Raw genomic sequence first — 23867 nt, 5'->3', positions numbered from 1 at the left:
TTTACAGGGCAAATTTACAAAAAAAATGAATTGAAAATACTTAAGCCCTAAAAATTTTAGGGGTGAGTTGAAAATCTATATAATTTAAACGATTGTTTGGTGTTTTTTAACAGGGGTGTTTTGTTTTTGCTGTTTAAAAAAATTATGAAAATATAAAGGCCGATTGTCCAGTCTGTAAAAAGAGAGTGTATTTGCTGTCTCTTGTAATATATATCAAATTAAAATTACAATTACAATTATTTTAAACTAATTCTTGAGATTTTTCCTAAAAATAAATAAAAAGATGGGCAGAAAAATAAAAAACGAATAGAGAAATGGCTTAAAAAAATCCATGTCATAAATATCAAATGCATAGAATACAATATGAGTTGCTAAAGTTATGATAAGATAAGGTAGTACTTTTTTAGAAGAAATAACTTCATTGATAAATAACATCACCAGCATCTGAAGAATAATTACCAGCGGAAACTTATCAAATAAGCCATAAATTCCGGCAAAAGGTGAAATCAGAATTGATTTAACAATTTGAGTAAAATCTGGTGCTTCATCAAGCTGAAACAAAAAAAAGACAGCTCTGATAGGGAAGTATATAAATATATGACAAATCCATATTTTCCAGAAAAGAGAAATTTTGCTTAATCTATTTTTCATAAGGTTTAATAATTTTTACAATTTCATTATTTACAGTTCCATCTGAATTTAGTTTGCCCTTAAATCCATACCATTTTGGTTTATGCTTGTATAAATATAGCATTAATAATGGTAAGTCTATCCTAAATTGTGAATCTGTTACTTTGGCATTAGGTGTAAAATCATCGAATGCTGGAACAATATCATTGAACCAACTAATTGCTTGAGCTCCGGCTCCATGCCATCCGCCGAGAGGGTCTTTGTCAGCCATATTCTGAAATCTGGATATAGTGGAAGAAGCTGTTTTTCCATAAATAGGCGGAGCAATAACCCCTTGTTCATGTTGAATAAATTCTTTATCCCAGATATAGGCCGCATCTCCTTTTAAAGGAGTTTTAGCATATTGACCATACATAAGCTCATGAAATTTGGTTATTGCAAAATCACAAATACCTAAATTTAATTCATTGAGAATAGTTTCAACATCATTTGCCAAAAAGCTATTGCCTCCTTCCAGCGAATTTGATAATGCTTTTACCAGTCCTTTAGCTCCTTTGCACCACTTTACATCATGGCTGAATCGATTTTTAATATTCCAGTCTACCCCCTCGTAAAAGTCATAAATTTGCTTGAAAGGAGCAAGTCTTCCTGGTATTTTGTGTTCAATAATATAAGAATAAGCTCTTCTCCAGGTATCATTATTTTCTGCCCGGTCTTTTGTGAGCCATGAACCATCCTGTCCTTTCCAGTCTTCTATTTTTATAGCTTTGTTTCGTAAAGCAAGCTTGTAAGTTTCATAATCAGGAAATTCTCCTCCAATATATTTTTCTACAGAATTTTTATTGGTGAGGAAATCGTACATCAATTGAGGGAAATTATTGCCAACATAATTTTTGGGTAGTAGTATTTTAATTTTGCCTCCATCGATATTCATATATTTTGAATTATGTATGGAAGAATCAAAGTATTTTACTTTAGAAGCTCCCTCTACAATTTCTATAACAAGTGGATTGATGTTTTGCTCCACATCTTTTACTCCTGTGTAGTTGAAAAGAATATTGATTACCGGAAATATTTTCCCTACAATAAAAACCCTTTCTTTAGGGAAAATATCTGTAGAATAATCTGATAACTGAACTGGTTTAATATGTTTTCTGTAATAATTTGCATTACGAATCTGAAAAAGGGTTTTTACCGTATTAAGTTCTGTTTTATTGAGAAAAAAAACATCTGCTTCTTCTTCACTACCATTTACGGCTACTATTTTCTGTTGTGTGAGATTTGAAATACTTATCGATGGATATTGGGTTTGTAACCCTAATCTTTTTGGATAGCTCATCTGTATATTTTTATTATGATTATGACAAACTTAACCTTAGAAGACGCCAAATCTCGACGTATTAAAACAAATATCTATCGGCCTGAAGAATATGTTTTAAACGACTTGTTAAAAGACAGTTAAAATAAAGTGGACAAAGATTTTGTATATTTGTGTGAAATTTATTTTATGACAAATTCTAGAGCTAGAGAAACAACGGAAGCAATTGAAAGATTGTATATTTCTATGAGACACCTCTTTTACAGAGGTTTTTTTAAACCTGCCGGTGTTTCAGGAGAAAGTATCAGAAGTTTGTTGAAGACGATCAATCCAGAGATTTATGGTACCATGAATATTCCTAATAAATTGGAATTGAATGGTTTGATGTATGTTTTAGACAGGCTTCCGGAAGGAATTGAAGAATGTGCTTTTATTCATCTTACATCAGATGAGGGTTTTGATAAAGGAAGTTTCGAACCTATTGTACCTAAAAAGAGAAGAAGAAACTGTTACAGGATAGACGAGCATCAGATGAATATTGAAGTTCTTTTGGGACGTTCTGAAATTTATGACATTCTTACTCACTTAACCTTCTTATTTATAGAAGCGGATAAAGTAAGGAATCTGGCTTTCATTCAGGATGAAAACTGGAAACCGACACGTGCTTTTAAAATTATTGAGGAAGTAGTAAAAGGTGAAAAAAAATTCAGCAGAAAAGAAAAAGAGGTTGCTCTTATCCACTTATCTTCTTTAATAGGAAGAACCTTTGAAGAAACTCTGAACGCTTATAATTCTTTTGGGGATGACAATAATCCTGACCGCTTATTTAAGATCATCTACAACCTGGGAAAAGTAAGTCTGGAAGACGCAAAGCAGACCAGAGAAAGAGAAATTCATTTCAGTGCTATATTAAAGGAAAGGGTAGGACATCACTATTTTGGTGAAAAATGGGCCAACAAAGTGAAAGAAGTTTTATTTGAAAACGATCTTCACATGAGACCTCTGCATATTATTTCCGCAAACATGCACTCCGTGAAAAATATGCTGTACGGAAATGATGCTTTAAAGAAAAAAGACCACAAAGAAGTAGATTATAAACTTTACGGAGATATTTCTGATAAAAAAGAACTTCGCGACAAAGTTTCCAAATATGCTTTGGAAGAAGGCATGATTTATATTAATGATAAGAGCGGAAGTAATATTGATGTTCAGATTATTGATTTAAGCAAAACGGATCTTAAAAATACCCCGTTCAGCGGAATAAAATATGGCGGAGACGATGTGATCATGGTTTTCGACTATGCTTTCGGAGAACAGGCCTATGAAGTAATGGACGAGTTGCTGAGACCTTACGAACATAAGGGAGAAGTTTATATGATGAAGGTAAAATCTGTTTCCATCATGGGTAAAGCAGGAATTCTTGCCGGAGGAAAAGGAGATATTATGATCCCTACTTCCCACATCTTTGAAGGAACAGCAGATAATTATCCGTTTGAAAATGCTCTGAAGCTTGACGACTTTAAAGATGATGAGTTAAAAGCGTTTGAAGGTCCGATGATTACCGTTTTAGGAACATCACTTCAAAACAGGGATATCCTTTCTTATTTTATGAATACTTCCTGGAAGGCGATCGGTCTTGAAATGGAAGGGGCACATTACCAGAAAGCGATTCAGGTAGCTTCCAAGATCAGACACCACATTTCACCGGATCTGTTCGTGATGTATGCTTACTATGCTTCGGATAATCCTTTGGAAACAGGAAGTACACTTTCTTCAGGAGGTTTGGGGCTTACAGGAGTAAAGCCTACCTATCTGATCACTTTAAGAATCCTTGAAAAGATTTTACAGAGCGGGAAAAAAGAAATTCCGGCTAAAAAATAATTTTTTAAATTATAAGAATATGATCCTTTAAGGTTTTTAAAACTTTGAGGGATTTTTTATTTTGCCACGAATACACGAATTTTCACAAATACTTATTTATAAAGAATAATATGAATGTCAATTAAATTCGTGTATTCGTGGCAAAACAAAATCTACATCATCCCCAAAATCAACGAGAGAAAAAATATTATCTTTAAGAAAATTAAAACAATGAGCTCACCATCACAATTAGCTAAAAGATTCAGAGAAGTTATACTTGACGGTTTATGGATTGCCAATACCAATTTTAAAGACCAGCTTTCAGATGTAACATGGGAACAAGCAATAACGAAAGTAGATTCTTTAAACACCATCGCTATGCTTACCTTTCATATACATTATTATATAGCAGGAATCGTCAATGTATTGGAAGGCGGAAAACTCGAGATAAAAGATAAGTTCAGTTTTGATCTTCCGCCCATTGAATCTTCGGAACAATGGCATGAGCTTTTAAATAAATTATGGACAGATGCTGAAAAGTTTGCCGCCTTAGTCGAAAAGCTTCCGGAAAATAAGCTGGATGAGGTTTTTGTAGATGAAAAATATGGAAACTATCTGAGGAATATTGATGGAATGATTGAGCATAGCTATTATCATTTAGGTCAAATTACTTTGATTAAAAAACTATTGAAGTCAAATTTAAAGTAATGAAGCACCGGCGAAAAAATAATATCTCAAAAAAATCTTTTTAATAACGAGAATTAAAACCCATCTAAATTAATGATGTACCACAGGAACCCTTCAGAATAACTCCACATTTGAAGGTTTTACATAAATTACCTACCTTTAAAAAAAATAAATTTTAAATGAGAAAATCGGCTGCAATCCTTTTTGCGTTTATCATTTCACAATTTCAGGCTCAGCAGGGAGCTTATTATCAGCAGGCTGCGAAATACAAGATGGACATTGATGTTAATGCTGAAAAATTTACCTACCAGGGAACCCAGACTTTAGAATATACCAACAACTCACCCGATGAGCTGAATGTGGTATATTTTCATCTTTACTGGAATGCCTTTAAGCCTAATTCAATGATGGATCAGAGAGTGGCCGGACAAGGGAAAAACGGAGATTCCAGGTTACAGAAAGACGGAGTTTCAAGACTGGCTTCTATTCCGAAAGATCAGGAAGGTGCCCAAAATATCCATTGGATTAAGCAGAATGGTAAAGATCTTAAGTTTGAGATCCAGGAAACCATTATGAAAGTGTATCTGGCAGAACCTATTCATCCTAATACCACGACAACCTTTACAATGGACTGGGACGCGGTAATACCTCAGCAGATCAGACGAAGCGGAAGGAACAACAAGGAAGGTGTGGATATGACGATGACGCAATGGTATCCTAAAATTGCAGAATACGATTATGATGGCTGGGCCACATTCGATTATATCGGAAGAGAGTTTCATGCGCCGTTCTCGGATTTTGATGTGACCATTAAAATCAATAAAGATTATATAATCGGAGCCGGAGGAATTCTCGAAAACCCGGCTGAAGTAAAAGGGTATGATTCCGCAGCCAATATTAAGGCAGATAAAAGCAAAAAAGCAACCTGGAGATGGACTGCTAAAAATATGCTCGACTTTGCATGGAGCGCAGACAGGGATTATGTCGTAAAAAGTTTTGATGTTCCGGAAGGACCGAAAGTATTCTTTGTTTATCAGAATAATGACAAAACAAAAGTTTGGGAAGAAGCCCAGCCTTATGTTACCAAATACTTCCAGATTATGAACAGTCATTTCGGAAAATATGTATATCCCACATATGCGTTTATCCAAGGGGGTGACGGTGGAATGGAATACGGAATGTGTACCATGATTTTGGGTGAAGCCAAAGATATAAAAGGTTTAATGGGGCTGATGGCTCATGAAGGTGCCCACTCCTGGTATCAGCAGATGCTGGCAACCAATGAATCAGTACGCCCATGGATGGACGAAGGGTTTACAAGCTATGCAGAAGGATATGTAATGTACCAGCTGTTTCCTGAAGAACTTCCGAATCCTTTTGCCAATACGGTGAACGCTTACAGAAATTTTGTTAAGAAAGGAATTGAAGAACCAGCCGTTTGGTTAGGTGACCATCACGATAACGGAACTTCCTATACCTATGCGTCTTATGTAAAAGGAGAATTATACCTTGTGCAGCTGGGTTACATCATGGGTGAACAAAATCTTGCAGAAACCTTGAAACAGTATTATGACCAATGGCATATGAAGCATCCTTCGGACAGGGATTTTCTTCACATTGCTCAGAAAGTTTCGGGGATGGATCTGAAATGGTTCCAGAATTACTGGATCAACACTACAAAAACTATTGATTACGGAATCAAAGATGTGAAGTATGAGGCCAAATCTACAACCATCACTTTGGTCAATAAAGGACAGGTTCCGATGCCTATTGATTTCAATGTAATGACAGCAGATAAAAAGATAGTTACTTATCAGATTCCTTTAAATATGACCCACACCTGGAAGGAAAAAGATATCTACGGAGATTTTAAAACCATGCCTTACTGGCCGTGGACACAGAAAGAATATACACTGACCATTCCTTACACAAAAGCTCAACTGTCTGTTTTAGGAATAGATTTCAGCCAGAGAATGGCCGATGTCAATATTGAAGATAATGTTGTGGAAGTAAAATAGCACAGCCATACAATAAAAAATGAATCCCACAGAAAAACTCTGTGGGATTATTATTGCTATTAATCGGAATATTCACTATTCACTTGCAAAGCAAATTCACCATTCACCATTGGCTATTTAATTCCAAACTGCTGTACCATCCAGTGATTAGGATGATTCTTTACAAGATCGTTTCTTAAAACCTCATCTTTAGTGTTGAGGTAACGGTATACTTTTAAAGGAACCGAATCGGGATATTCCTTCAGCCCCTGATCTAAAACGGTTTTGGCCTCTTCCTTTTTTTTCGCCCCGTCCAGGGCTTCTGCTTTATACACATAAATAATAGCAGGAACCTTTCCATAAATTTCACGGCTTTCATTTTCAAGGAGTGTCATAGTTTCAGTCTGAAATTCTGTATCCGGTGCTTTACCCACCATGGAAGTCCGGCTGATATGTTGCTGATACATCAGGAAAAGTAATAAAATATGGAGATTCTTCGTGTCAGGGTTGGATGCCAGTTTCTCTATTCTCTGAATGGTTTCAGGAGTCATTTCATCATTTTCAGCCTGAAGATTTTTATTGTAAAATTCATCCAGGATATCGTAAACGGCTGTATCGTTCCGGTCAATCTTTGCGTCCTTTTTTATTTTCAGGAACAGTTCTTTTACCTGATTTCCGGTTTGTGCAAAAGTATTCAGGCCAATACAGAAGAGGAGTATTAAGATCAATTTTCTCATGGAAACAGGATAAAAATATTTTCAGATTTAAAGATAATTAAATGTTTCCAATTTTTTAAATACCAGATTTAAGTTTTCTCAGAAGGAATTTCATCAATTTAATGATAAATGCATATAATCAATGCTTTAATGCATGTTATCCTGACGAAGAGAAATGCAGAATCAGCAATTGTTCTAAATAAGACAGATATTGCTTGTTTTTAAGGATAAAGCGTTATTTTTACAACTGTTTTTTAACCCAGATTAGCTTAAAAAATAAATGAATTCAATCGTAATCAACGTAGGGAACAGCAATATCAGATTCGGACTTTTTAACGGAGACAACTGTGATATTTCATGGGTAATCAATACAAAGCCATACAGAACGGTAGATGAGCTGTATGTGCAGATTCTCATGCTTTACCAGACCTACAAAGTAGAACCGGAAGATATCAGTAAAGTGATTATAGGATCTGTAGTGCCTCAGCTTACCAAGGTCATCAGCTCAGCAATCAAAAAAATCCACGGTATCCAGCCGGTAATTGTGGACAGATCTACACCTTCAGGCGTTCAGGCAAAATCCAAACAGATGGGGACTGATATTTATGCCAATCTGGTTGCTGCTCACAACCTTTACCCAAACAGGAAAAAGATCGTCATCGATTTTGGAACAGCCCTTACAGCAAGCTGTGTAACGGAATCCGGAGAAACATTAGGTGTAATTATCGCTCCCGGAATTGTAACCTCTTTAAATTCGCTGATCAGCCAGACAGCGCAGCTTCCTGATATTGAACTGAAAAAACCTAAATCCGTACTAGGTCTGGACACAGTAACCTGCATGCAGAGCGGTATGGTGTATGGGTTTCTGGGAATGGTGGAAGGGTTTATAGACCGGATCAACGATGAGGTGAACGACGACTGTTTTGTAGTGGCCACAGGTGGCGTCTCCCATGTTTATAAGCCGTTAACGGAGAAAATTCATGTGATGGACAGGCTCCATACGCTGAAAGGACTTTATTTCTTAGGGAAAGATTTATAGAGCTATATAATGAAAGCATTAAAAGAATTTCCAGTAATAGAAACAGAAAGACTGATTCTCTCGCAGCTGCAGGAGGGTGATATTCCTTTTGTTACCGAATATCTGCAGGATAAAATCTTCTCCGATCTTACCTCCAATATTCCTTATCCTTATACCCGTGAACATGCCGAATTCTGGATGAAAATGTCCCGGGAATCCTTTGAGAACAATACAGGATATACTTTTGCAGTCCGAAATAAGGAAGGAAATATTTTAGGTGCTATTGGTCTTCACGACAGAGAAGATGATAAGGCTGAGCTGGGGTATTGGATGGGAAAACCTTTCTGGAATAAAGGATATATCACAGAAGCCGCCACAGCACTGATCGGTTTTGGATTTCAGGAGTTACAGCTCAATAAAATTTATGCTACCTATTTCCTTCAGAATCCTGCATCCGGAAGAATTATGGAAAAAGTTGGAATGGAGCAGGAAGCTCTTTTAAAGCAGCATGTCAGAAAAGGGGAGGAATATTTTGATATTATGATGTATTCTGTTTTAAAAAATAAAAACTGATTTAATTACCTCTTACTTTTAAAGAATTCTTTTACGATAGATGAGCACTCGTTTTCCATCACTCCTGTTACCAGTTCGGTTTTTGGGTGTAAAGAAAGATGCTTATTGATAAATCCTCTCTGCTCATCTCTGGCGCCAATCACCACTTTTGAGATTTGTGACCAGGAAAGGGCTCCTGAGCACATTACACAAGGTTCCATGGTTACATAAAGGGTACAGTTGATCAGGTATTTTCCACCAAGGAAATTGGCTGCGGAAGTAATGGCCTGCATTTCTGCATGGGCAGTCACATCATTCAATGTTTCTGTGAGATTGTGGGCTCTGGCAATAATCCGGTTATTGGAAACCACCACACATCCGATTGGGACCTCATCTTTTTCCAGGGCGGCTTCTGCTTCCTGGAGTGCCATTTTCATATAGTATTCGTCAGTAAACATTTTAGTCTTCGATAGTTAAAGTTAAAGGAAGTCTCAGGTAATATCTTACCGGATATCCTTTAACAATGGCCGGAGAAAATTTTTCTGAAACTGAGTACAAGGCAATTTCGGCCTGCCTGTTGAATGTGAAGTTGTCTCCCTGTGCGTGTACATTACTGATGCTTCCGTCTCTCTCAACAATGAAAACCACATTGGTTTTTACCGTTTTTGTTTCGGTATAAACGCCGCCGGTATAAAAAAGATCGGCAACTTCCTGTCTTAATGTATTGAACCCGCCGGGATAATCTGCAGATTTTTCAAAAACGGCCTGTTTTTCAGTGTCACTTGCTGATTTGCCTTTGCTGTTCTTCAAAGACTGAAGGTCTTCCAGGTTTCTCACTTTTAACAGGGTACCTATCATCGCTACATTTTCAATGCTGTCCATCTTTTTCATGAAAAGCATAAAATCAAGCTTTATATTGGCTTTTTTAAAGGAATCAGGTTCTGCATCAAATTTCTTTTTAAACTCTGTATTCAGCATACTCCGGTGCTGGTTGTAATAGTTTTTAACCTGTCGGAATTCTTCTTTCTGCTGGGAAAAGCAAAATGAAAAAATAAAACAGAATATGCTAAAGAATAAAGCTTTCAAAACGGGATATTTATGTAAATATAAATAAAAAATATGAACTTTTTGTCCTTTGATATTAGCTTTCTAAATAACGGTTCAGGGATTCCTGAAGATGGGTACGGATGTCGTCAACTAAACATTTCGGTTCTAAAACGGTCACTTCTTTTCCGTAAGATAAAATCTCCTGCATAAAATCATAAGTAGGGTGGAGGAAGAACTCAAAATAGATCTCTTCCGGTGTTTCTTTGGTTTCTTTCTGTGATTGGTGCAATGGAAAACTTCTGATGTATTCTCCCTGGTGTCTGCTACATTTCATAATGATCTTCTGAGGATTTTGCTCTGCAAGATTCATTACTCCAAAAGCATTTTTAAAGTGTTCTCTGAAGTTATAATTGTATTTTTCACGGAATTTGCTGTTGCTTACATCCAGATAATTGACTCTGTCTAATCCGAATGACTTTAGAGTTTTATCTTTAGTGTCAATCGCGATGAGATACCATCTGTCTTTCGATTCTTTCAAAGCCAAGGGATGTACTTTCCGTGAAGTCATGACTTTGTTTTTGTAGTTATAATGCTCAAAACTAACCACTCTTTTGTTACGGATGGCAAAGAAAAGATCATAAAAATGTTCTATGCCGGTAGGCTTTCTGCTCTCAAAAAAGATAAAATCTGAAAAGTCCGGATGAAGATTCAGTGCGTTGCTTACCTGAAAGGATTCCAGCAATTTCTGGTTATATTCATCCACTTCCATGATGGGGCGGCTCTCAATATAATACCGGTTGTCGCCCTTTTTCTTGTTGTGAATGGAAAGGTTAAAAAGATCGGAAATCTCACGGATATCTCTCTGTAAGGTACGGATGGAATAGCTTTTGATCCCGGCATCCTGGAATTCGAAAGAGTTTAAAAGATAGTCCTCCAGCTGGGAATAGGTAGCGGGAGAACTTTCTAATCTTTTGATAATTAAGGCATATCTTGTCAGATAAAAATCTTTTTTCATTCGTCTGTATTTTATAGGGCAGCTATGCTGCGTTTCATGGTAAAATTTTATAAGACAAATATATAGGGTTAATGCGACAAAACGTGTCGTGTTTTATTTTTTATAGAAAGTTTTTAGAAAAATAATAAGCCACAGAAACACTGTGGCTTATTGATTATTGATCAAAATATTCTTTTCCTTTTCTATCCACCCAGCCTTTTTTACCATCAGGAGTTTCGAACCTGGCGAAATATTCTATATATGGCTCAAGTTTTTGATATTTCGGTTCAGTGCCTATGTTAGGATAGAATGTAGATAGTCCGTTTTTTTCTAAGGAAAGATATGAGGTAAAGTTTTGGATTTTGTCGAAGTCTAGGGGAAATATATATTTTTCCTCTAATAAAGACCATACTCCGTATTTTTTATCCTCTTTTAAGATCACAAAATCAGGATCAAGTTTTCCCCATATATCTCCTGTATACCATCCTCTTTCAAAAGAAATCTCTTTTTTATTATTTACAAATCTTTCAAAGACAGCCTTCTGAGGTGGGATCTTGTCAAACTTCAAACTATAAGTAGTATCTACTTTATCATATTTAGAAACTTCTTTGATAAGATGATCATTAATGATAGTGTAGGAAACATAAGTACTGTTGCCAAGTTCATCATTAGGGCGTAAAGGAGCCTGTATTCTTTTTTTAGGAGTTATTCCTCGGCCCCTTTCGTCAATAAAATACACCTTATTAAAAGAATCAATAATCTGAAGAGTATTCGATGAATAAGGGTAATATGATTTTAGACTAGATTTTATCATTTTACCCGTTAAATTATAGACATCCCAGCTAGTTCCTGTCTTCCCGGTTATAAAATTACCTTCAACTTGTAAAGAGTCATATTTTTCTATAGCAATAGATTTGCCGTCAATGCTTAAGTTATATTTCTTTGAATCTAGACTCTGACGTATGTCTATTTTAGACTCTTGACTATACAGATAAAAACTAAATAATATTGTAAACAAAGATAAAATTCTCATAGATATTATTTTACTTCACTAATATACTCATTTTCTATTCCTGTCTCCAACATTTCTTTCCATTGCCATTGATAAAATAGCTTATATTGAAAATTTTCATTAAATGGTTTTTCACATGTAGCGTCTATTGGTTGTCTATAGTCCATGATATTTTCTAATGTTTTACTTTGGGATAAGACCCCTGTTAGGTCTTTCAGTTTATTATTTTCCTCTTTTAGTTTCTTTATGTTAGCTTCTATTTTTGTAATTTCTTCATCTATTGATATATCAGAAGTCGGATTAGGATTACTTTCAATTTCTATAACACCTATAATTGATTTATCACCTTCTTTTTCTACTTTTTTTCCAATAATGTTATTTAAGAAAGCACTTTCAAAATAGGAAATACTTGGAGTTTGTGTTTCATCATGATAAACAATCAATGTTTTAATGGTCAGATACTTTTTATCTAAACCATAATAATTTCTGAGATCGAGATTTTTTTTAATATTCTCTAATTCCTTTTTTTCATTTTCAAGCTTTTGTATAGTTTTAGTATTCTCACTTATTGTATTTGAATTTCGATCACTAAAAGTATGCTGTAAGCTTAGGGCATGTCCAATTTCATGTATGACTAATGCATATTTATCTTTGTCATTATATGCGCTATTAAAAACATGTACTACTCCTGATGAGTTTAAGGAATAAGCTTGTGTTTTTGTAATAGGATCTCTTCCTCCTTCAATATTTTTATTTATGAATACGTAAATAGTTTTAGTATGATCCAAATAAACGCTTCCTTTATAGTCTTTTCGTAACTTTACATAGTTGTTATAGGCATCTATAACTTCCTGTTTTTTCCAGATATTCGTTACAACAGCATCTTTATGGAATTCTTTAGCTTTTGACAGATTACTCTGTTTGTCGTATTTAAAATCTTTAGAAAAAACTTTAATCAACTCTTTCATAGCAACATCTAGTTTCTCTTTAGCTATCTGCTTTTCTTTATTATTTGAATTTAATGCTGCATATCTTTCCTCTACTAATGCGTTATAGTTTCTGGCATTTACGAATTCTCCTTTGTTTCCATAATTAACGAAAAGTCCTCCTTTATTTATTCTTCCACAAGGGTCTGTTTCTTCGGCCATTTCTTTTAGTACATCTTTCTTTGTAAAATCACTTTTTAAAAATGTAACAGAATGTGTCTTTTCAGCCAGTTTTCCTATTATGTAGGATTGGTTAAAAGAGTTACTATTAAAGTATATTTCTAAATTTTTAACAAATTCTTCATGTTCAATAGGATCAACAGTTTTTGATGCGGTGGTACCCCAGTTAATAAGCACAGGTTGTATAGTTGTTTGGTATATTTTTGAATTGGCCATAATAATTATTCTGCCAATTTTTTTAGTTCCGATTTTAGCATCAAGATAAATGTCATTATCAAAGTCGCTGGTACACTGTATAATTAATGTTTTAGTTATATTGCTTTCAATCTTCACTTTATTTCCTCCAACAATACTTAAGTTATTGTTTATACCATCATTTTTAGAATTAGAAAAAATAAAGTCAATTTCGCCACTACTTTTTTTATTTTTTTTATCAATTACTTTGATATATAAGGTGACTTTACTTTTTTTTGCCCCAAATTTTGGAGGATAAATACTTAGATAGGAGCAAACGTATTTGGGTCTATCATTGATTTTAATATCTTTTCCATCAATATCTTTATAATATGGTAAATAAGATTTTGGCATTATCTTTTCGTTGAAAGTATCAAACCCAAATTCTCCATTGTACTCATCATCTTTTGCTCCAATGATTCCTTGTGAACTTTTAGCGGAACGGTAAAATTCTAGTTTTGCTTCATCAGAAAAGCTATTTTCATCATTTGTTTTATAAACATCAATATTTGCCACTCCAATAGTTGCAGGATTTCTAATATCTATACTTTTCATTTTTTAATTATTTTAGGATTATAAATTGTGAAAAAATAGCGGTGATATTTCACACCGCCATTAAGGTTATTGTTATCCAACAATTGTAGTTGGTAATGTTGTAGGCTCATCACTATGTGATAACTGTGCCTCTTCATCCAATCTAAAACTCGTTTCAAATTCAAGTTCCAACGGATTCTCACAATTTTCCGGATTATCTTCAGGGAAAATCGGAAGCGGATGTAATGGATTCACCGGTAATCCTGTGGAGCTTTCCTGAAGAATAGTAAGCGTTGTAGGAACTCTGGTGATCCAGTATTTACCTTGAGGTTCTCCAGTCGGCTGTCTCATCTCATCTACAATACTCATATACATTGGGTCCCCGATTACCGGAACTTCGCCGCCATTCCAGATAATACCTGTTTCCAGGAAGAACTGCACAGCATTTTCAAAGCCTGGTTTTACGGTAACAATGATTCTTGCCATTCCTGCCTGCAGGAAGCTTCTGAATAATGGATCTAAGCTTTCACTCAGATAAAATTCCTGCCAGCTCTTACGGTTAGCCCAGTAATATGGATAGAAGGTATAATCCATAATTTCCCATTCAAATGCCTGTTCCATAAATTTGGCAAGGGCGGTATATTTATCCAGATTTTCACTCAGATATACCTGGAAATTATCCATTGTAGTTTTGTCCTCAGCACCGTTTGTTGATTCATACCCTAATGTATTTGAATTAAGGTAATCCTGTAGTAAGTAGGCAATACAGTTGTGTTTTAAAACATCGTGCTCCATATAACGGTAGAAATTACCTTGTCTTTCTTTAGCTGCTGCTTCTTTTTCTTTCTGTTCTGCATCTAATCTTGCCTGATCCTCTTGGAACTTTACATAAGCAGCTTCATAAGCCTTAATAATTGCATTGAAGTTTTCTGTTTTCCAGGTCTGTAAGAATGAATCTGAAAGTTTACAACGCAGGTTTAATGATATTGTAACTGTATTCAGTCTCTTTCCGCTATAGGTAAGCTTCACAGAGTTTTCAAGTAAGAAGCCTGAAGCTCCAATTGGTCCGTCTGGATTACTGTTATAATAAATTTCACTACCATTAGTTGGGTGATATACTGAAACTCTGGCATTGTTAAACCATCCTGACTGTCTCACATAATGTACCGAACCATCAATTGAATAACAAGCATAGTTTGCAGGAACAGAATAATCTAAAACGGCTGTATCTCCACCGCTTGATCTTGTATCTGAAACTGTTTTGTTGACTTCAGGAAGTGCGGACAAATCTACATTGTAAATCTGTGCCCAGTGCTGGATCTGCTCTATGGTTGCGGATTTTGGATCCGGCATTGTCCATGCTCTTTCCGGCGCTGTTCTAGGATCTACAGGAGCAGTAAGCACCTGAGCCTTGGCAACGGTAAGGGCCAGACGGTGTAATCTTGAAGGTTCAGGAACCATAAATTCAAACATAGTACGTTTACCATAGTTGTAAATCTGGTTTTTCATCTTTTTATCAACCCATCTGTAAACTCCTGTGATGTGCTGTGGTGGTACATTGGTTGTAAGAGCTTTTCCTCTGTTATCGAATTCGTGAACGTTGGTTTCAGTGTATTCTTTGATGATTTTTTGTACCCTTTCTTCAGAAATTTTAGTAAGAACCCTTTCCATAGCTCTTTCTGTAATCTCCTGGGATTTCATCACGGCTTGTCTTGTACTGTCATGCTGTGCTGTATTATTGGCATATTCTGCACCTACTTCAAAGACTGTTTTAGCTGCTCCATAGCTGTATCTTGTATGGGCTGTAATACTTTGATCTTTTTCCAGCTCTTTGGCAACTTCTGTCTGCATATCTGTTCTGGAAGTCTTGGAAGTATCTGAAATTTTCTCGGTTTCCTCTGATTTGGAAGTGGTATCTGTAATTTCAGAATAATCTCTTGAAACAGAAGATTTATGTCTCAACTCACTTGCCATCACGTTCTCAATATTGGAAACTTCTCCCGGAACGTAAGCGTGGACGCTTTGTACTACCTTCAGATAATCTGCAACTCCAAGTCTTTTGATTCCGAAATTTTTACGTTTCTGGATAACTACCGGTTCAGGTTCGCCTGGGTTTTCCGGATTTTCAATGGCGCGTTTCAGAATAAGCATTCCGGTGAGGCTAAGATCGCCTTTTGTATATTGTTGGCCAATATCTCCATATGCCATACTTCCGTTGTCAAAAATAATTTCTATTTTGAAGGTTAAGCTGTCTCTGAACTTATCGACTAAACTTGTCGGTAAAGTGATTTTGTTATCTACAACATAGATATTGCTGTAATTTTCTTCTACAGCACCTGCTACATCTGTCGTGGCAATAATTTTAGCATTGGCTACACTCCATGAAGCATCTTCAACCTCAAAAGAGAAATTAACAAATCCTCTGCTTGCTGAAAGCCTGAAGGAGCTGTGGGCAAGGAAGCTGTATGCCATTGGCGTTCTGGCCGTATTTTGTAAAACAGGGATGGATGCACCTCCTAGATTTACATACTGCTGCTGGGAAAGAGGTGAGCTTTGTAACGCATTTTGCATTGTTGAAGAAATATGATCCTGTACGCCTGTTAATGCATCGGAATAAGTTTGTATTGAGTCATCAAGTACAATGGTTTGATCTCCAATCATTAGAGTGTTTTCAGGAAGGAACTGAACTCTTTCTTCAGCTGAAACTTTAGATACTTTCTCAGCATCAAATTCAGAGAAAAGTTCTACAAAAAGGTCAAAAGATTCCGGAGAAAGTTTTGCCTGCAAATCTTCTAAATTAATCTCATCCTGGTACGAAAACTCAAAAGCAGGAACTTCATATTCCTTTAATGTGTCATAAAGACGTATTTTTTCTTCTTCTGTAGTTTCCGGAGTGATTTTACTTTCAACTTCGGCCAGTTTTCTTTCGTAGATATCCAAACGTTCCCTGTTTTCATTCATATATCTTGAATAGGCTTCCTGATATGCTTGATAACGGGATTTATGATATTTTTTCTGAAGTTTTTCCAATTCAGTATTCAGTTTGTCCAAAGCTTCTTTCCTACGGATTGCTCTGTCTGCGGCCAAAGAAGTTCTAGCTTCAGCTTCTAGTCTCTGGGTAGTTCTTGTTCCAAGAACCGGCTCAGATGGACTTTCGGATGCCTTGGAACTTGAAGAAGATGTTTCCGAATAATCCTCTGAAAATAATAAGGTTGGTAATATTACTTTCGCATCCATTGCTTTTTCTAATGGTTTTTCACCATTGACCTTGATGATTTCCGGGTCGGTGAGATCCTGGTTATTCGCAAAACCAAGCTGGAGGGCCATGAGAATATTGCTGACTGCTTCTTTAATGTAAAAGTCTCCCTGAGTAACAATCAGGTAAATGAAATTATTCCAAAGTAGAGAGAATGTTTGAACTCCCTGTGCATTAAGCTCTTTATTGGCATTAATAAGGTTTTTGTAATAATCTGTAACGTAAGTCCAGTCATTACTATCTAATGTTTCTTTTTTAGAAAGTTTTCGTCCGATAATAAGAAGATCCCCAAATGCTCCTTCCTCAATTTTCTTTTCTGATTCGAAGCCTGCATTACTAAATCCGCTGGCAGCCCTTTTCATTTCTCCTAATTTAGTGACTTTGGCAGATCTTCCGGCGACTGCAGTGTCAAAAATCCCTGCTACTCCTTTAGGTCTGTGGATGAATCCTAAATTTTTGTCTTTAGTTTCCGTTAATTGTGGGTTTCTTAAACTCACAAATCTGAAAAGTGTCTGGGATGCATTATTTGTCGTATTCATACTATTTGTTTCTTTATAATTAATGATGCCTTCTCCTATTAGTGATCCGCCTACAGTAAATGCGGTTTTTGGAGGTGTGTTGTTTGTTGCCATTTTTAATATTTTGTTTAATGATTTATTTTTTTGTGTATTCAAGGGTCAGAGTAAATGAGTTAATGACAGAATAATCATAATCCGGTTCACCTAATAACTCGATTGTAGCCTTGTCTCTTTCTACAGTGATGTAGATCTTTGTTCGCCATTGGTTGCCTGCAAATGCTGTATCCAGAGCATACCATTCTGTGAACATCTCGTTGGAAATAATAGTTTCAAGATCAGGGAATTCGGCTCTGAGATCGATCTCTCCGGTTCTCGGAATCTGGTCTAAATACAGAGTTTTTTTGTAGACAGGTTTGCCATTAATCCACTTTCCACCGGTTAATTCTTCATCCCGGGTATAAGAATGCTGTTTATCGGCATATTTCTTTTGAATAAAAGAGTTGTCAACATAATTATTGCCATAATAAACCTCACTTGTTATACCTTTTGAATCAGGAAAACTTGATGTGAAATTCAGCTCCATCGCCTGAGAAACAATTAAGGAAAAGGTATCTGATCCAGACCCTCCTGTACCTGTAAATCCAAAACCGCCATCTTCCAGAGCGAACCTGGAATTATAGGAAGGATTAACGTAATTAATAAAACTAACGCTTTCATTCAAGTGAAGATCTCCAGTGATTGGCTGTCCAGTAGCGGTTCCTGTTCTTGGTATAAATCCTGAAGCATCAACCATTCCGGAGAGTTTATCCCAGCCGGGAATACCAGTATTATTCAAGTTGTCAACCCAAACATAGTTTTCACCTGTATCAAGTAAATTCCATACATCACCTATCGTTTGCCCTGTTGCAGGTAAGGCTCCAAAATTGGCAACAGACCCTTGGACTCGATAAGTCCTGCTCAATAGTGAATTAATTTGAGTCTGGTTATAGTAATTGTTGAATACCCAGCCACGTTGAACATAGTCGTTATTACTTGCAGGAGTGTACAGTTTTGCTGCCGTTATCCCTGCTGTAGGTGTTATCGTGATATCATCAGCGTTTGAAGCAGGTGATCCGATTTGTAAAAATCCGGCATTCATTCTCACCCAACGTTCTACGAAATCACCTGTGATTAAAGCTCTGTTTAATTGACCTTGCTGGAAACTCCCAAAATTCCCTTCAGCAGTATTTGAATATCCTGCTAATGTTTGATTACCATGGATAATTAATTTATTCCCGATTCCTCCGTCGTTTATTCCTGCTCCTGTACCGATCAAAACGTTATTATTGCCTGTAACACCTGAGCCGGCTGAAACTCCAATCATAATGTTTCTATCACCCAAATTGGATTGATTATTGGCTTTCCAGCCCACTAGAGTATTAAGGTTTCCGGTCGTATTAAAATAACCGGCACCCATTCCTACAAATGTATTTTTATAGCCTGTTGTAGTTCTGTTTCCGGCTTCATCCCCAAGCATTGTATTTGAGTTACCTGTTGTGCAGCTACTCCCTGAAGCCCAGCCGAAATAGGCATTATACTGGCCCGTGGTTAGTTTTTGTCCGGCACTTACCCCGACAGCCGTGTTTAATGTACCTGTTGTAGTTGCTTCCAACGCGTAAGAACCTATAGCAACATTTGACTGGCCTGTAGTTAGTGCCGATAAAGTATTATATCCAATAGCAACTGTATAATAAGCTGAATCATTATTGCTGTGGTTTCCAAAATAATGAGAATAGGAAGTTTTGTTAAAGTTCAATTCTCCGGCTCTGCCTTGATCGGCATTAAAAACAATAGCTTTCGTAGACGAATTACCCCTATCTGTTACAGATTGTAATGTGTCATTTCCGGCAAAAGTCGGTTTGTCACTAAGGTCATTATAACTGCCTGAAATACCTACTTTATGAATTTTCACTTTTTCTACACCTTCCTGAACTAAGGAAACGCTTCCATCAACATCTGTGGCCGGGACAATACTAAATTCAGAAAGATTGATTGCAAATGAAGATCCGTCGCTCTGAGTAATCGTAATGATATTTTGGGAAGCATCATATTCGGCATTCTGTATACTTATATTGTTGGTTGCTAATCCACTTAGATCAACATTTTGACTTTGTTGAACTCCATTTTCTCCTGTATAAAATATTGTTAAAATATTTCCATTCAGTTGTGGATTCTGAATTGAGGTTTGGGTTTCAATTTTATCTTTCCAAAGCTGGGCATTTTGCGGATTTATATTGGATGCATTGGCATCTGCTTTTTGGGAGAAATCATAGTTTAATTTATCTGCCGGAATTTTTTCATCCTTGTGCCAGTAGGATTCCTGCCACTCCCAGAATTCTTCCTGTACTGGGATGTCTCCGTTTTCGAAATATTTTTTTAGTTCTTGTTTTGTTTTCATTTTGTCTGTTTAGTATTTTTAATTGATAAGTGTACCTCCGATAATTTGAACTTCCGGATCGAAAGAATTGATATTGTACTGTGTATTTGGTCCAAGTATCACCTGAGTCAGGTTATTTCCTGAAAAAGCTCCTGCCTCAATATTGAGAACACTATTAGATATTGTTACGGAGGAAAGTTGATTACTGCCAAATGCAAAGTTTTTAATTTCATTTACACCATTTGGAATTTCAACAGATGTAAGTTTATTATTGCTGAAGGTTGACTGATCAATTATTTTAAGGGTTGTTGGAATATATAATTCTGAAAGTTGGTTGTTCGAAAACGCTCCGTATCCAACTTTTGAGACATTTTTGGAAAGTCTCAGAGAGCTTATTACATTACCTGAAAAAGCCAGACTCTTAATTTCAACAACACTGTCGGGTATAAAAAGAGAAGTTAAACCAGAACTGTGGAAAGCACTTTGTCCAATGCTTACAACTCCTTCAGGTATTTTTAATTCGGTTATAAATGTTCCCTTTGTAAAATAATCAGGAATTCTTAAAGTTCCGGATTGTATAAATACTCTTTTTTCATTATAAAAATCCATTGAAGTATTCCCTTCTGCATCTGTTTTTGCATAGATATCAGTATAGGTTCCATTTTCAAGTCCGGAGACTTTTATCATATCAATTTTCTCGTCTTTGTGCCAATAAGAGTCCATAAAAGCCCAGAAATCTTCCTGTGTAGGCTTATCTCCATTCTCAAATAAAAGTCTTAGTTCTTCTTTTGTTTTCATATTATTTTTATCTATAGGTGATTGTTGCTGTTGCAGGAATACCGGAAATGCTTAGATCTAATCCCGCAGGAGCAGAAACTGTTAGAAGCGAGGAAATGGCAAAAGCATCCTGTCCTACAGATCGTATAGAATTAGGAATATGTAAATCAAATACGTTTTTATTACCGGTGAATTGGAAAGCTGTAGATCCGATAGTCTCTATTCCTTCTTCCAAAATCAGTTCTGTTATATTAGAATTTGCACCATAAAATGCTCCGGATTCAATGACTTTACATGAGCTAGGGATCCTTAGACTTCCTTTTAAAAACTGATGCATGAAAGCACTAGCTTTTATTTTTTCCAAAGTATTAGGAAAGGTGACTTTTATAATGACATTTTTAGCAGCGCCAGTATATATGAATCCTCCTATAATTTTTATACCCTCAGGAAATATGAATGTTTTCCCAACTCCAATTATTTCTGTAACGTCAGTATTAGAGTAAAGAAATTCATCATTAACTATCATACTAAGCGAATTATTCGCAATTTTTTCATCCTTATGCCAATAAGAGTCCATCAAATTCTGGAAGTCTTCTTGTGTAGGCTTATCTCCGTTCTCAAATAAAAGTCTTAGTTCTTCTTTTGTTTTCATATTATTTTTATCTATAGGTGATTGTTGCTGTAGCAGGGATTCCTGCATTACTTAAATCCAGACCGGCTGGAGCTGAAACTGTTTTTAGTGAAGGAATGGCAAAGGCATTTTGTCCGACAGATGTTACCGTGGAGGGAATGTATAAGTCTTCAATAATAGTTGCTCCGAAACATTGAAATGCAGTTGCTTCAATAGTAATTAGGCCTTCATTAAGAATAATTTCTTCCAGGGAATCCGATCCATTTATAAGATTGGCTTGGCCATTAAAAGCACCATAGCCAATAACTTTTAACGTTGATGGGGTCTTAATCTTTTTTATATTTTGTGATCCAAATGCTCCTGGTCCAATCTCCTCAAGTCCCTCATTAAAATTAACCTCGATAATTTGATAGTTCATCCCTGAATATTGAAAAGCAACTTGTTTGATTTTTTTTATATTTTCAGGAATAGATACTGAAATCGAATGTCCTGCAAGTACTCCATCAGTAATGACAGGAATTACCTTTTCTACCGAACCAATAGAGGTTTCAGAAATTTTTTCATCCTTATGCCAGTAAGAATCTAATAAAGCCCAGAAATCTTCCTGTGTAGGCTTGTCTCCGTTTTCGAATAAAAGTTTTAAATCTTGTTTTGTTTTCATAATAGAATTGTGTGATTTTGATTAGTTAATAGATTGTGATTAAAGAGTCTTTTTAGTAGAATCTCTTCATGTTTTAGTCTTAATTTTTTAGTGGTTGCACACCGTATTTCCACTTTACGGTTACATTTTCATATTGTTTACAGGTTTTTAGACATAGTTCTGGCTGTCCGGCATTTTGTGAATGATAGATGATAGATTCAAAGGTGTTTTTGAAGGTTATGGGATGTTGTCGGGTGTCTTGATTTGGTGTTTCAAAGATAATTCCGGACAGCGTCAGAACTCGTCGTGTTACAATTTATTTAGTATATATTTTCTTCAGAAATTTCGGCCTCGAAATCTTCACGGAAAAAATTTTCAATGTCATTGAGATAGCTTTCGTAGTCCATCTCAGCATGTTCGATATCGCTCCACTCAATAGTATAGAGATCTTCATCGAAAAGGATATCTGGATTGTGATCTGGTGTTTGCATATTTTGTGTTTTAAGGTTGAGGTTATGTTTTGAACATATTTCTGGCTGTCCAGCATTAATAAATGTTGAATTCAAAGGCTTTTTAAAGTTTTTATGATTGTTTTTTTGTGTCTTTGTTTATACTTCAAAAGTAGTATGAGCAGACGACAAAACTTGACGTGTTTTAAAAACTTTTACATTTTTTAAACTATTAGCGATTTAGCTTATATGGGTCCTTTATAAGTAAAAAAGCTTATATTTTATTTTTAATCAGTTTCTGTACAATCTGATTCAGTATTTCCCGGTTATCATCAATATAACTCAGTCCTGCCTGAATTAGATTTTCAATATTTGATCTTCTTACATTGTCCATACCTGGAGATGCATTTTTTAAAGAAGGATTCAAACGGTAATAATTCTTCTGGTTTCTCTGCCCCAACGTCTGAAACATCTGCCCCAACTGATAATCTACGGTTTCTGCATTGGCAGACATCAATATATCAATAATTGGGTTTACCCAGCCTATTTTCCCTGATTTTTGAAGTTTTCTGAAAGAATACGGTCTGGCTTCAATTCCTGTTCCGATAGAAACGATGATCATATCGTTCACACCCGGATGATTCGCTTTCTGATGGTTTTTTAATACCTCTGCAAAAGGAATTTTTCTGGCTTCAGCATAGGCACATAAAGCTGGATTATTAGCAAACATACCTCCGTCGATAAGACTGAAAATCTGTCCGTACATCGATTTGATCTGTACAGGACTGAAATAAGTAGGAGCAGCTGAGGTTGCCCTGCAGATGTCTTTTACATAAAAATTATCTGTACTTAGATTAGCTTCCCAGGAATTAAAAATCTTTGCTCTTCTATTCTCTATATCATAACTGGTTATTAAGCATGGTTTTATAAATTCTTTAAGTTCTAAATTTCCAAAAAAGTCATTCAAATTTTTTTCAAGAGCTTCCTGGGAAATTTTTTCATTAATCAAGCCAAACGGATTGATGAGTTTTTCCCAAAAAGAAACCTGAAATATGTCGCCTCCCTTTTCAGCGTATAATTCCAATCCCTTCTGGATAGAATATTTCGCTTTCCGGTGTTCATCGGGACATAGAATAATAGAAGCAATCAGTCCGCCTGTACTGCTTCCTGCAACCAGGTCAAAATAATCACCGAGTTTGGCCCCCGGATTATCATGATACTGAAGCTGCTCTTCTATGTAGCGGAGAATAATGCAGGTGATAATCCCCCTTATTCCGCCCCCGTCCAAAGAAAGAATGGTTGTCTTTTTCATGTGATATTGTATTGGTTTTAAAGAAAAAACTAACGTCCTGAGACAACTAAAACCAACTTTCTGCCTTTAAGGGCGGATGCTGGTTTTAGTGTTGAGAGCTCAG

The 23867-nt window shown here is 35.9% G+C and carries 20 protein-coding genes; 5 read left to right on the top strand and 15 right to left on the bottom strand.

All coding sequences use genetic code 11. The features are described 5' to 3' along the window. Window positions 1-246 precede the first annotated feature (246 nt). Complete coding sequence (locus tag ACM40_RS03200; RefSeq protein ID WP_048501362.1) at window positions 247-651, bottom strand: hypothetical protein; 405 nt, start codon at window positions 649-651, stop codon at window positions 247-249. Continuing rightward, entirely contained in the window at window positions 641-1969 is a 1329-nt protein-coding gene (locus ACM40_RS03195; RefSeq protein ID WP_048501361.1) for a hypothetical protein, read from the bottom strand. Before ACM40_RS03195 ends, ACM40_RS03200 begins: the two co-directional genes overlap by 11 nt. Window positions 1970-2137: 168 nt before the next feature. On the opposite strand from ACM40_RS03195, the gene ACM40_RS03190 reads away from it, so the two are divergent. From ACM40_RS03190 to ACM40_RS03180, 3 genes are all read left to right on the top strand, one after another. Then, window positions 2138-3829, top strand: coding sequence for a DUF6909 family protein (locus tag ACM40_RS03190; RefSeq protein ID WP_048501360.1), 1692 nt, complete (start codon window positions 2138-2140; stop codon window positions 3827-3829). A gap of 210 nt (window positions 3830-4039) precedes the next feature. After that, on the top strand, window positions 4040-4516 hold the full coding sequence (locus ACM40_RS03185; RefSeq protein WP_048501717.1) for a hypothetical protein: 477 nt from the start codon (window positions 4040-4042) through the stop codon (window positions 4514-4516). 158 nt (window positions 4517-4674) lie between these two features. Further along, window positions 4675-6513: a M1 family metallopeptidase gene (locus tag ACM40_RS03180; protein WP_048501359.1), complete on the top strand. Its 1839-nt coding sequence runs from the start codon at window positions 4675-4677 to the stop codon at window positions 6511-6513. A gap of 113 nt (window positions 6514-6626) precedes the next feature. Here ACM40_RS03180 and ACM40_RS03175 read toward each other — a convergent pair whose 3' ends face one another. Then, entirely contained in the window at window positions 6627-7229 is a 603-nt protein-coding gene (locus tag ACM40_RS03175) for a hypothetical protein (RefSeq protein ID WP_048501358.1), read from the bottom strand. 259 nt (window positions 7230-7488) lie between these two features. Here ACM40_RS03175 and ACM40_RS03170 point away from each other — a divergent pair, with 259 nt between their 5' ends. Then, window positions 7489-8247, top strand: a complete 759-nt coding sequence (locus ACM40_RS03170; protein ID WP_048501357.1) for a type III pantothenate kinase — start codon at window positions 7489-7491, stop codon at window positions 8245-8247. 9 nt (window positions 8248-8256) lie between these two features. Further along, window positions 8257-8799 carry a GNAT family N-acetyltransferase gene (locus tag ACM40_RS03165; RefSeq protein ID WP_048501356.1) on the top strand — a complete coding sequence of 181 codons (543 nt, stop codon included), beginning with the start codon at window positions 8257-8259 and terminating at the stop codon, window positions 8797-8799. Between the two features lie 5 nt (window positions 8800-8804). On the opposite strand, the gene ACM40_RS03160 is transcribed toward ACM40_RS03165, so the two are convergent. The 12 genes from ACM40_RS03160 to ACM40_RS03105 all read right to left on the bottom strand — a co-directional run bounded on the left by ACM40_RS03160 (window position 8805) and on the right by ACM40_RS03105 (window position 23764). Next, entirely contained in the window at window positions 8805-9236 is a 432-nt protein-coding gene (locus ACM40_RS03160; protein ID WP_048501355.1) for a nucleoside deaminase, read from the bottom strand. A gap of 1 nt (window position 9237) precedes the next feature. Then, entirely contained in the window at window positions 9238-9864 is a 627-nt protein-coding gene (locus tag ACM40_RS03155) for an energy transducer TonB (protein ID WP_228376126.1), read from the bottom strand. Between the two features lie 55 nt (window positions 9865-9919). After that, on the bottom strand, window positions 9920-10840 hold the full coding sequence (locus ACM40_RS03150; protein ID WP_040993314.1) for a helix-turn-helix transcriptional regulator: 921 nt from the start codon (window positions 10838-10840) through the stop codon (window positions 9920-9922). Between the two features lie 154 nt (window positions 10841-10994). Then, window positions 10995-11852 carry a hypothetical protein gene (locus ACM40_RS03145; protein ID WP_048501354.1) on the bottom strand — a complete coding sequence of 286 codons (858 nt, stop codon included), beginning with the start codon at window positions 11850-11852 and terminating at the stop codon, window positions 10995-10997. A gap of 5 nt (window positions 11853-11857) precedes the next feature. Further along, complete coding sequence (locus ACM40_RS03140; RefSeq protein ID WP_048501353.1) at window positions 11858-13786, bottom strand: hypothetical protein; 1929 nt, start codon at window positions 13784-13786, stop codon at window positions 11858-11860. A gap of 72 nt (window positions 13787-13858) precedes the next feature. Further along, on the bottom strand, window positions 13859-17653 hold the full coding sequence (locus ACM40_RS20350) for a hypothetical protein (RefSeq protein WP_131705322.1): 3795 nt from the start codon (window positions 17651-17653) through the stop codon (window positions 13859-13861). A gap of 22 nt (window positions 17654-17675) precedes the next feature. Then, window positions 17676-19976, bottom strand: coding sequence for a hypothetical protein (locus ACM40_RS03130; protein WP_048501352.1), 2301 nt, complete (start codon window positions 19974-19976; stop codon window positions 17676-17678). An 18-nt stretch (window positions 19977-19994) separates the two neighbouring features. Then, window positions 19995-20753: a leucine-rich repeat domain-containing protein gene (locus ACM40_RS03125; protein WP_048501351.1), complete on the bottom strand. Its 759-nt coding sequence runs from the start codon at window positions 20751-20753 to the stop codon at window positions 19995-19997. A 7-nt stretch (window positions 20754-20760) separates the two neighbouring features. After that, window positions 20761-21384 (bottom strand): leucine-rich repeat domain-containing protein, encoded by a 624-nt coding sequence (locus ACM40_RS03120; RefSeq protein ID WP_131705321.1) that lies wholly within the window; start codon window positions 21382-21384, stop codon window positions 20761-20763. Window positions 21385-21391: 7 nt separating this feature from the next. Then, a complete protein-coding gene (locus ACM40_RS03115; protein ID WP_048501349.1) occupies window positions 21392-22024 on the bottom strand; it encodes a leucine-rich repeat domain-containing protein in 633 nt (210 codons plus the stop codon). Between the two features lie 299 nt (window positions 22025-22323). After that, window positions 22324-22494, bottom strand: coding sequence for a hypothetical protein (locus ACM40_RS20460; protein WP_165579266.1), 171 nt, complete (start codon window positions 22492-22494; stop codon window positions 22324-22326). A 232-nt stretch (window positions 22495-22726) separates the two neighbouring features. Continuing rightward, entirely contained in the window at window positions 22727-23764 is a 1038-nt protein-coding gene (locus ACM40_RS03105; protein WP_048501347.1) for a patatin-like phospholipase family protein, read from the bottom strand. Between the last annotated feature and the right edge of the window lie 103 nt (window positions 23765-23867).

The organism is Chryseobacterium sp. BLS98, assembly GCF_001045445.1.
Classification (GTDB): domain Bacteria; phylum Bacteroidota; class Bacteroidia; order Flavobacteriales; family Weeksellaceae; genus Chryseobacterium.
The sequence above is the reverse complement of the archived record's forward strand: the minus strand, read 5'-3'. Positions and strand labels throughout refer to the sequence as shown.

Excerpts from the sequence above, each read along its gene's own strand:
- ACM40_RS03200 (WP_048501362.1), bottom strand. The coding sequence starts at position 651 with ATGAAAAATAGATTAAGCAAAATTTCTCTTTTCTGGAAAATATGGATT.
- ACM40_RS03195 (WP_048501361.1), bottom strand. The coding sequence starts at position 1,969 with ATGAGCTATCCAAAAAGATTAGGGTTACAAACCCAATATCCATCGATA.
- ACM40_RS03190 (WP_048501360.1), top strand. The coding sequence starts at position 2,138 with ATGACAAATTCTAGAGCTAGAGAAACAACGGAAGCAATTGAAAGATTG.
- ACM40_RS03185 (WP_048501717.1), top strand. The coding sequence starts at position 4,040 with ATGAGCTCACCATCACAATTAGCTAAAAGATTCAGAGAAGTTATACTT.
- ACM40_RS03180 (WP_048501359.1), top strand. The coding sequence starts at position 4,675 with ATGAGAAAATCGGCTGCAATCCTTTTTGCGTTTATCATTTCACAATTT.
- ACM40_RS03175 (WP_048501358.1), bottom strand. The coding sequence starts at position 7,229 with ATGAGAAAATTGATCTTAATACTCCTCTTCTGTATTGGCCTGAATACT.
- ACM40_RS03170 (WP_048501357.1), top strand. The coding sequence starts at position 7,489 with ATGAATTCAATCGTAATCAACGTAGGGAACAGCAATATCAGATTCGGA.
- ACM40_RS03165 (WP_048501356.1), top strand. The coding sequence starts at position 8,257 with ATGAAAGCATTAAAAGAATTTCCAGTAATAGAAACAGAAAGACTGATT.
- ACM40_RS03160 (WP_048501355.1), bottom strand. The coding sequence starts at position 9,236 with ATGTTTACTGACGAATACTATATGAAAATGGCACTCCAGGAAGCAGAA.
- ACM40_RS03150 (WP_040993314.1), bottom strand. The coding sequence starts at position 10,840 with ATGAAAAAAGATTTTTATCTGACAAGATATGCCTTAATTATCAAAAGA.
- ACM40_RS03145 (WP_048501354.1), bottom strand. The coding sequence starts at position 11,852 with ATGAGAATTTTATCTTTGTTTACAATATTATTTAGTTTTTATCTGTAT.
- ACM40_RS03140 (WP_048501353.1), bottom strand. The coding sequence starts at position 13,786 with ATGAAAAGTATAGATATTAGAAATCCTGCAACTATTGGAGTGGCAAAT.
- ACM40_RS20350 (WP_131705322.1), bottom strand. The coding sequence starts at position 17,653 with ATGGCAACAAACAACACACCTCCAAAAACCGCATTTACTGTAGGCGGA.
- ACM40_RS03130 (WP_048501352.1), bottom strand. The coding sequence starts at position 19,976 with ATGAAAACAAAACAAGAACTAAAAAAATATTTCGAAAACGGAGACATC.
- ACM40_RS03125 (WP_048501351.1), bottom strand. The coding sequence starts at position 20,753 with ATGAAAACAAAAGAAGAACTAAGACTTTTATTTGAGAATGGAGATAAG.
- ACM40_RS03120 (WP_131705321.1), bottom strand. The coding sequence starts at position 21,384 with ATGAAAACAAAAGAAGAACTAAGACTTTTATTTGAGAACGGAGATAAG.
- ACM40_RS03115 (WP_048501349.1), bottom strand. The coding sequence starts at position 22,024 with ATGAAAACAAAACAAGATTTAAAACTTTTATTCGAAAACGGAGACAAG.
- ACM40_RS20460 (WP_165579266.1), bottom strand. The coding sequence starts at position 22,494 with ATGCAAACACCAGATCACAATCCAGATATCCTTTTCGATGAAGATCTC.
- ACM40_RS03105 (WP_048501347.1), bottom strand. The coding sequence starts at position 23,764 with ATGAAAAAGACAACCATTCTTTCTTTGGACGGGGGCGGAATAAGGGGG.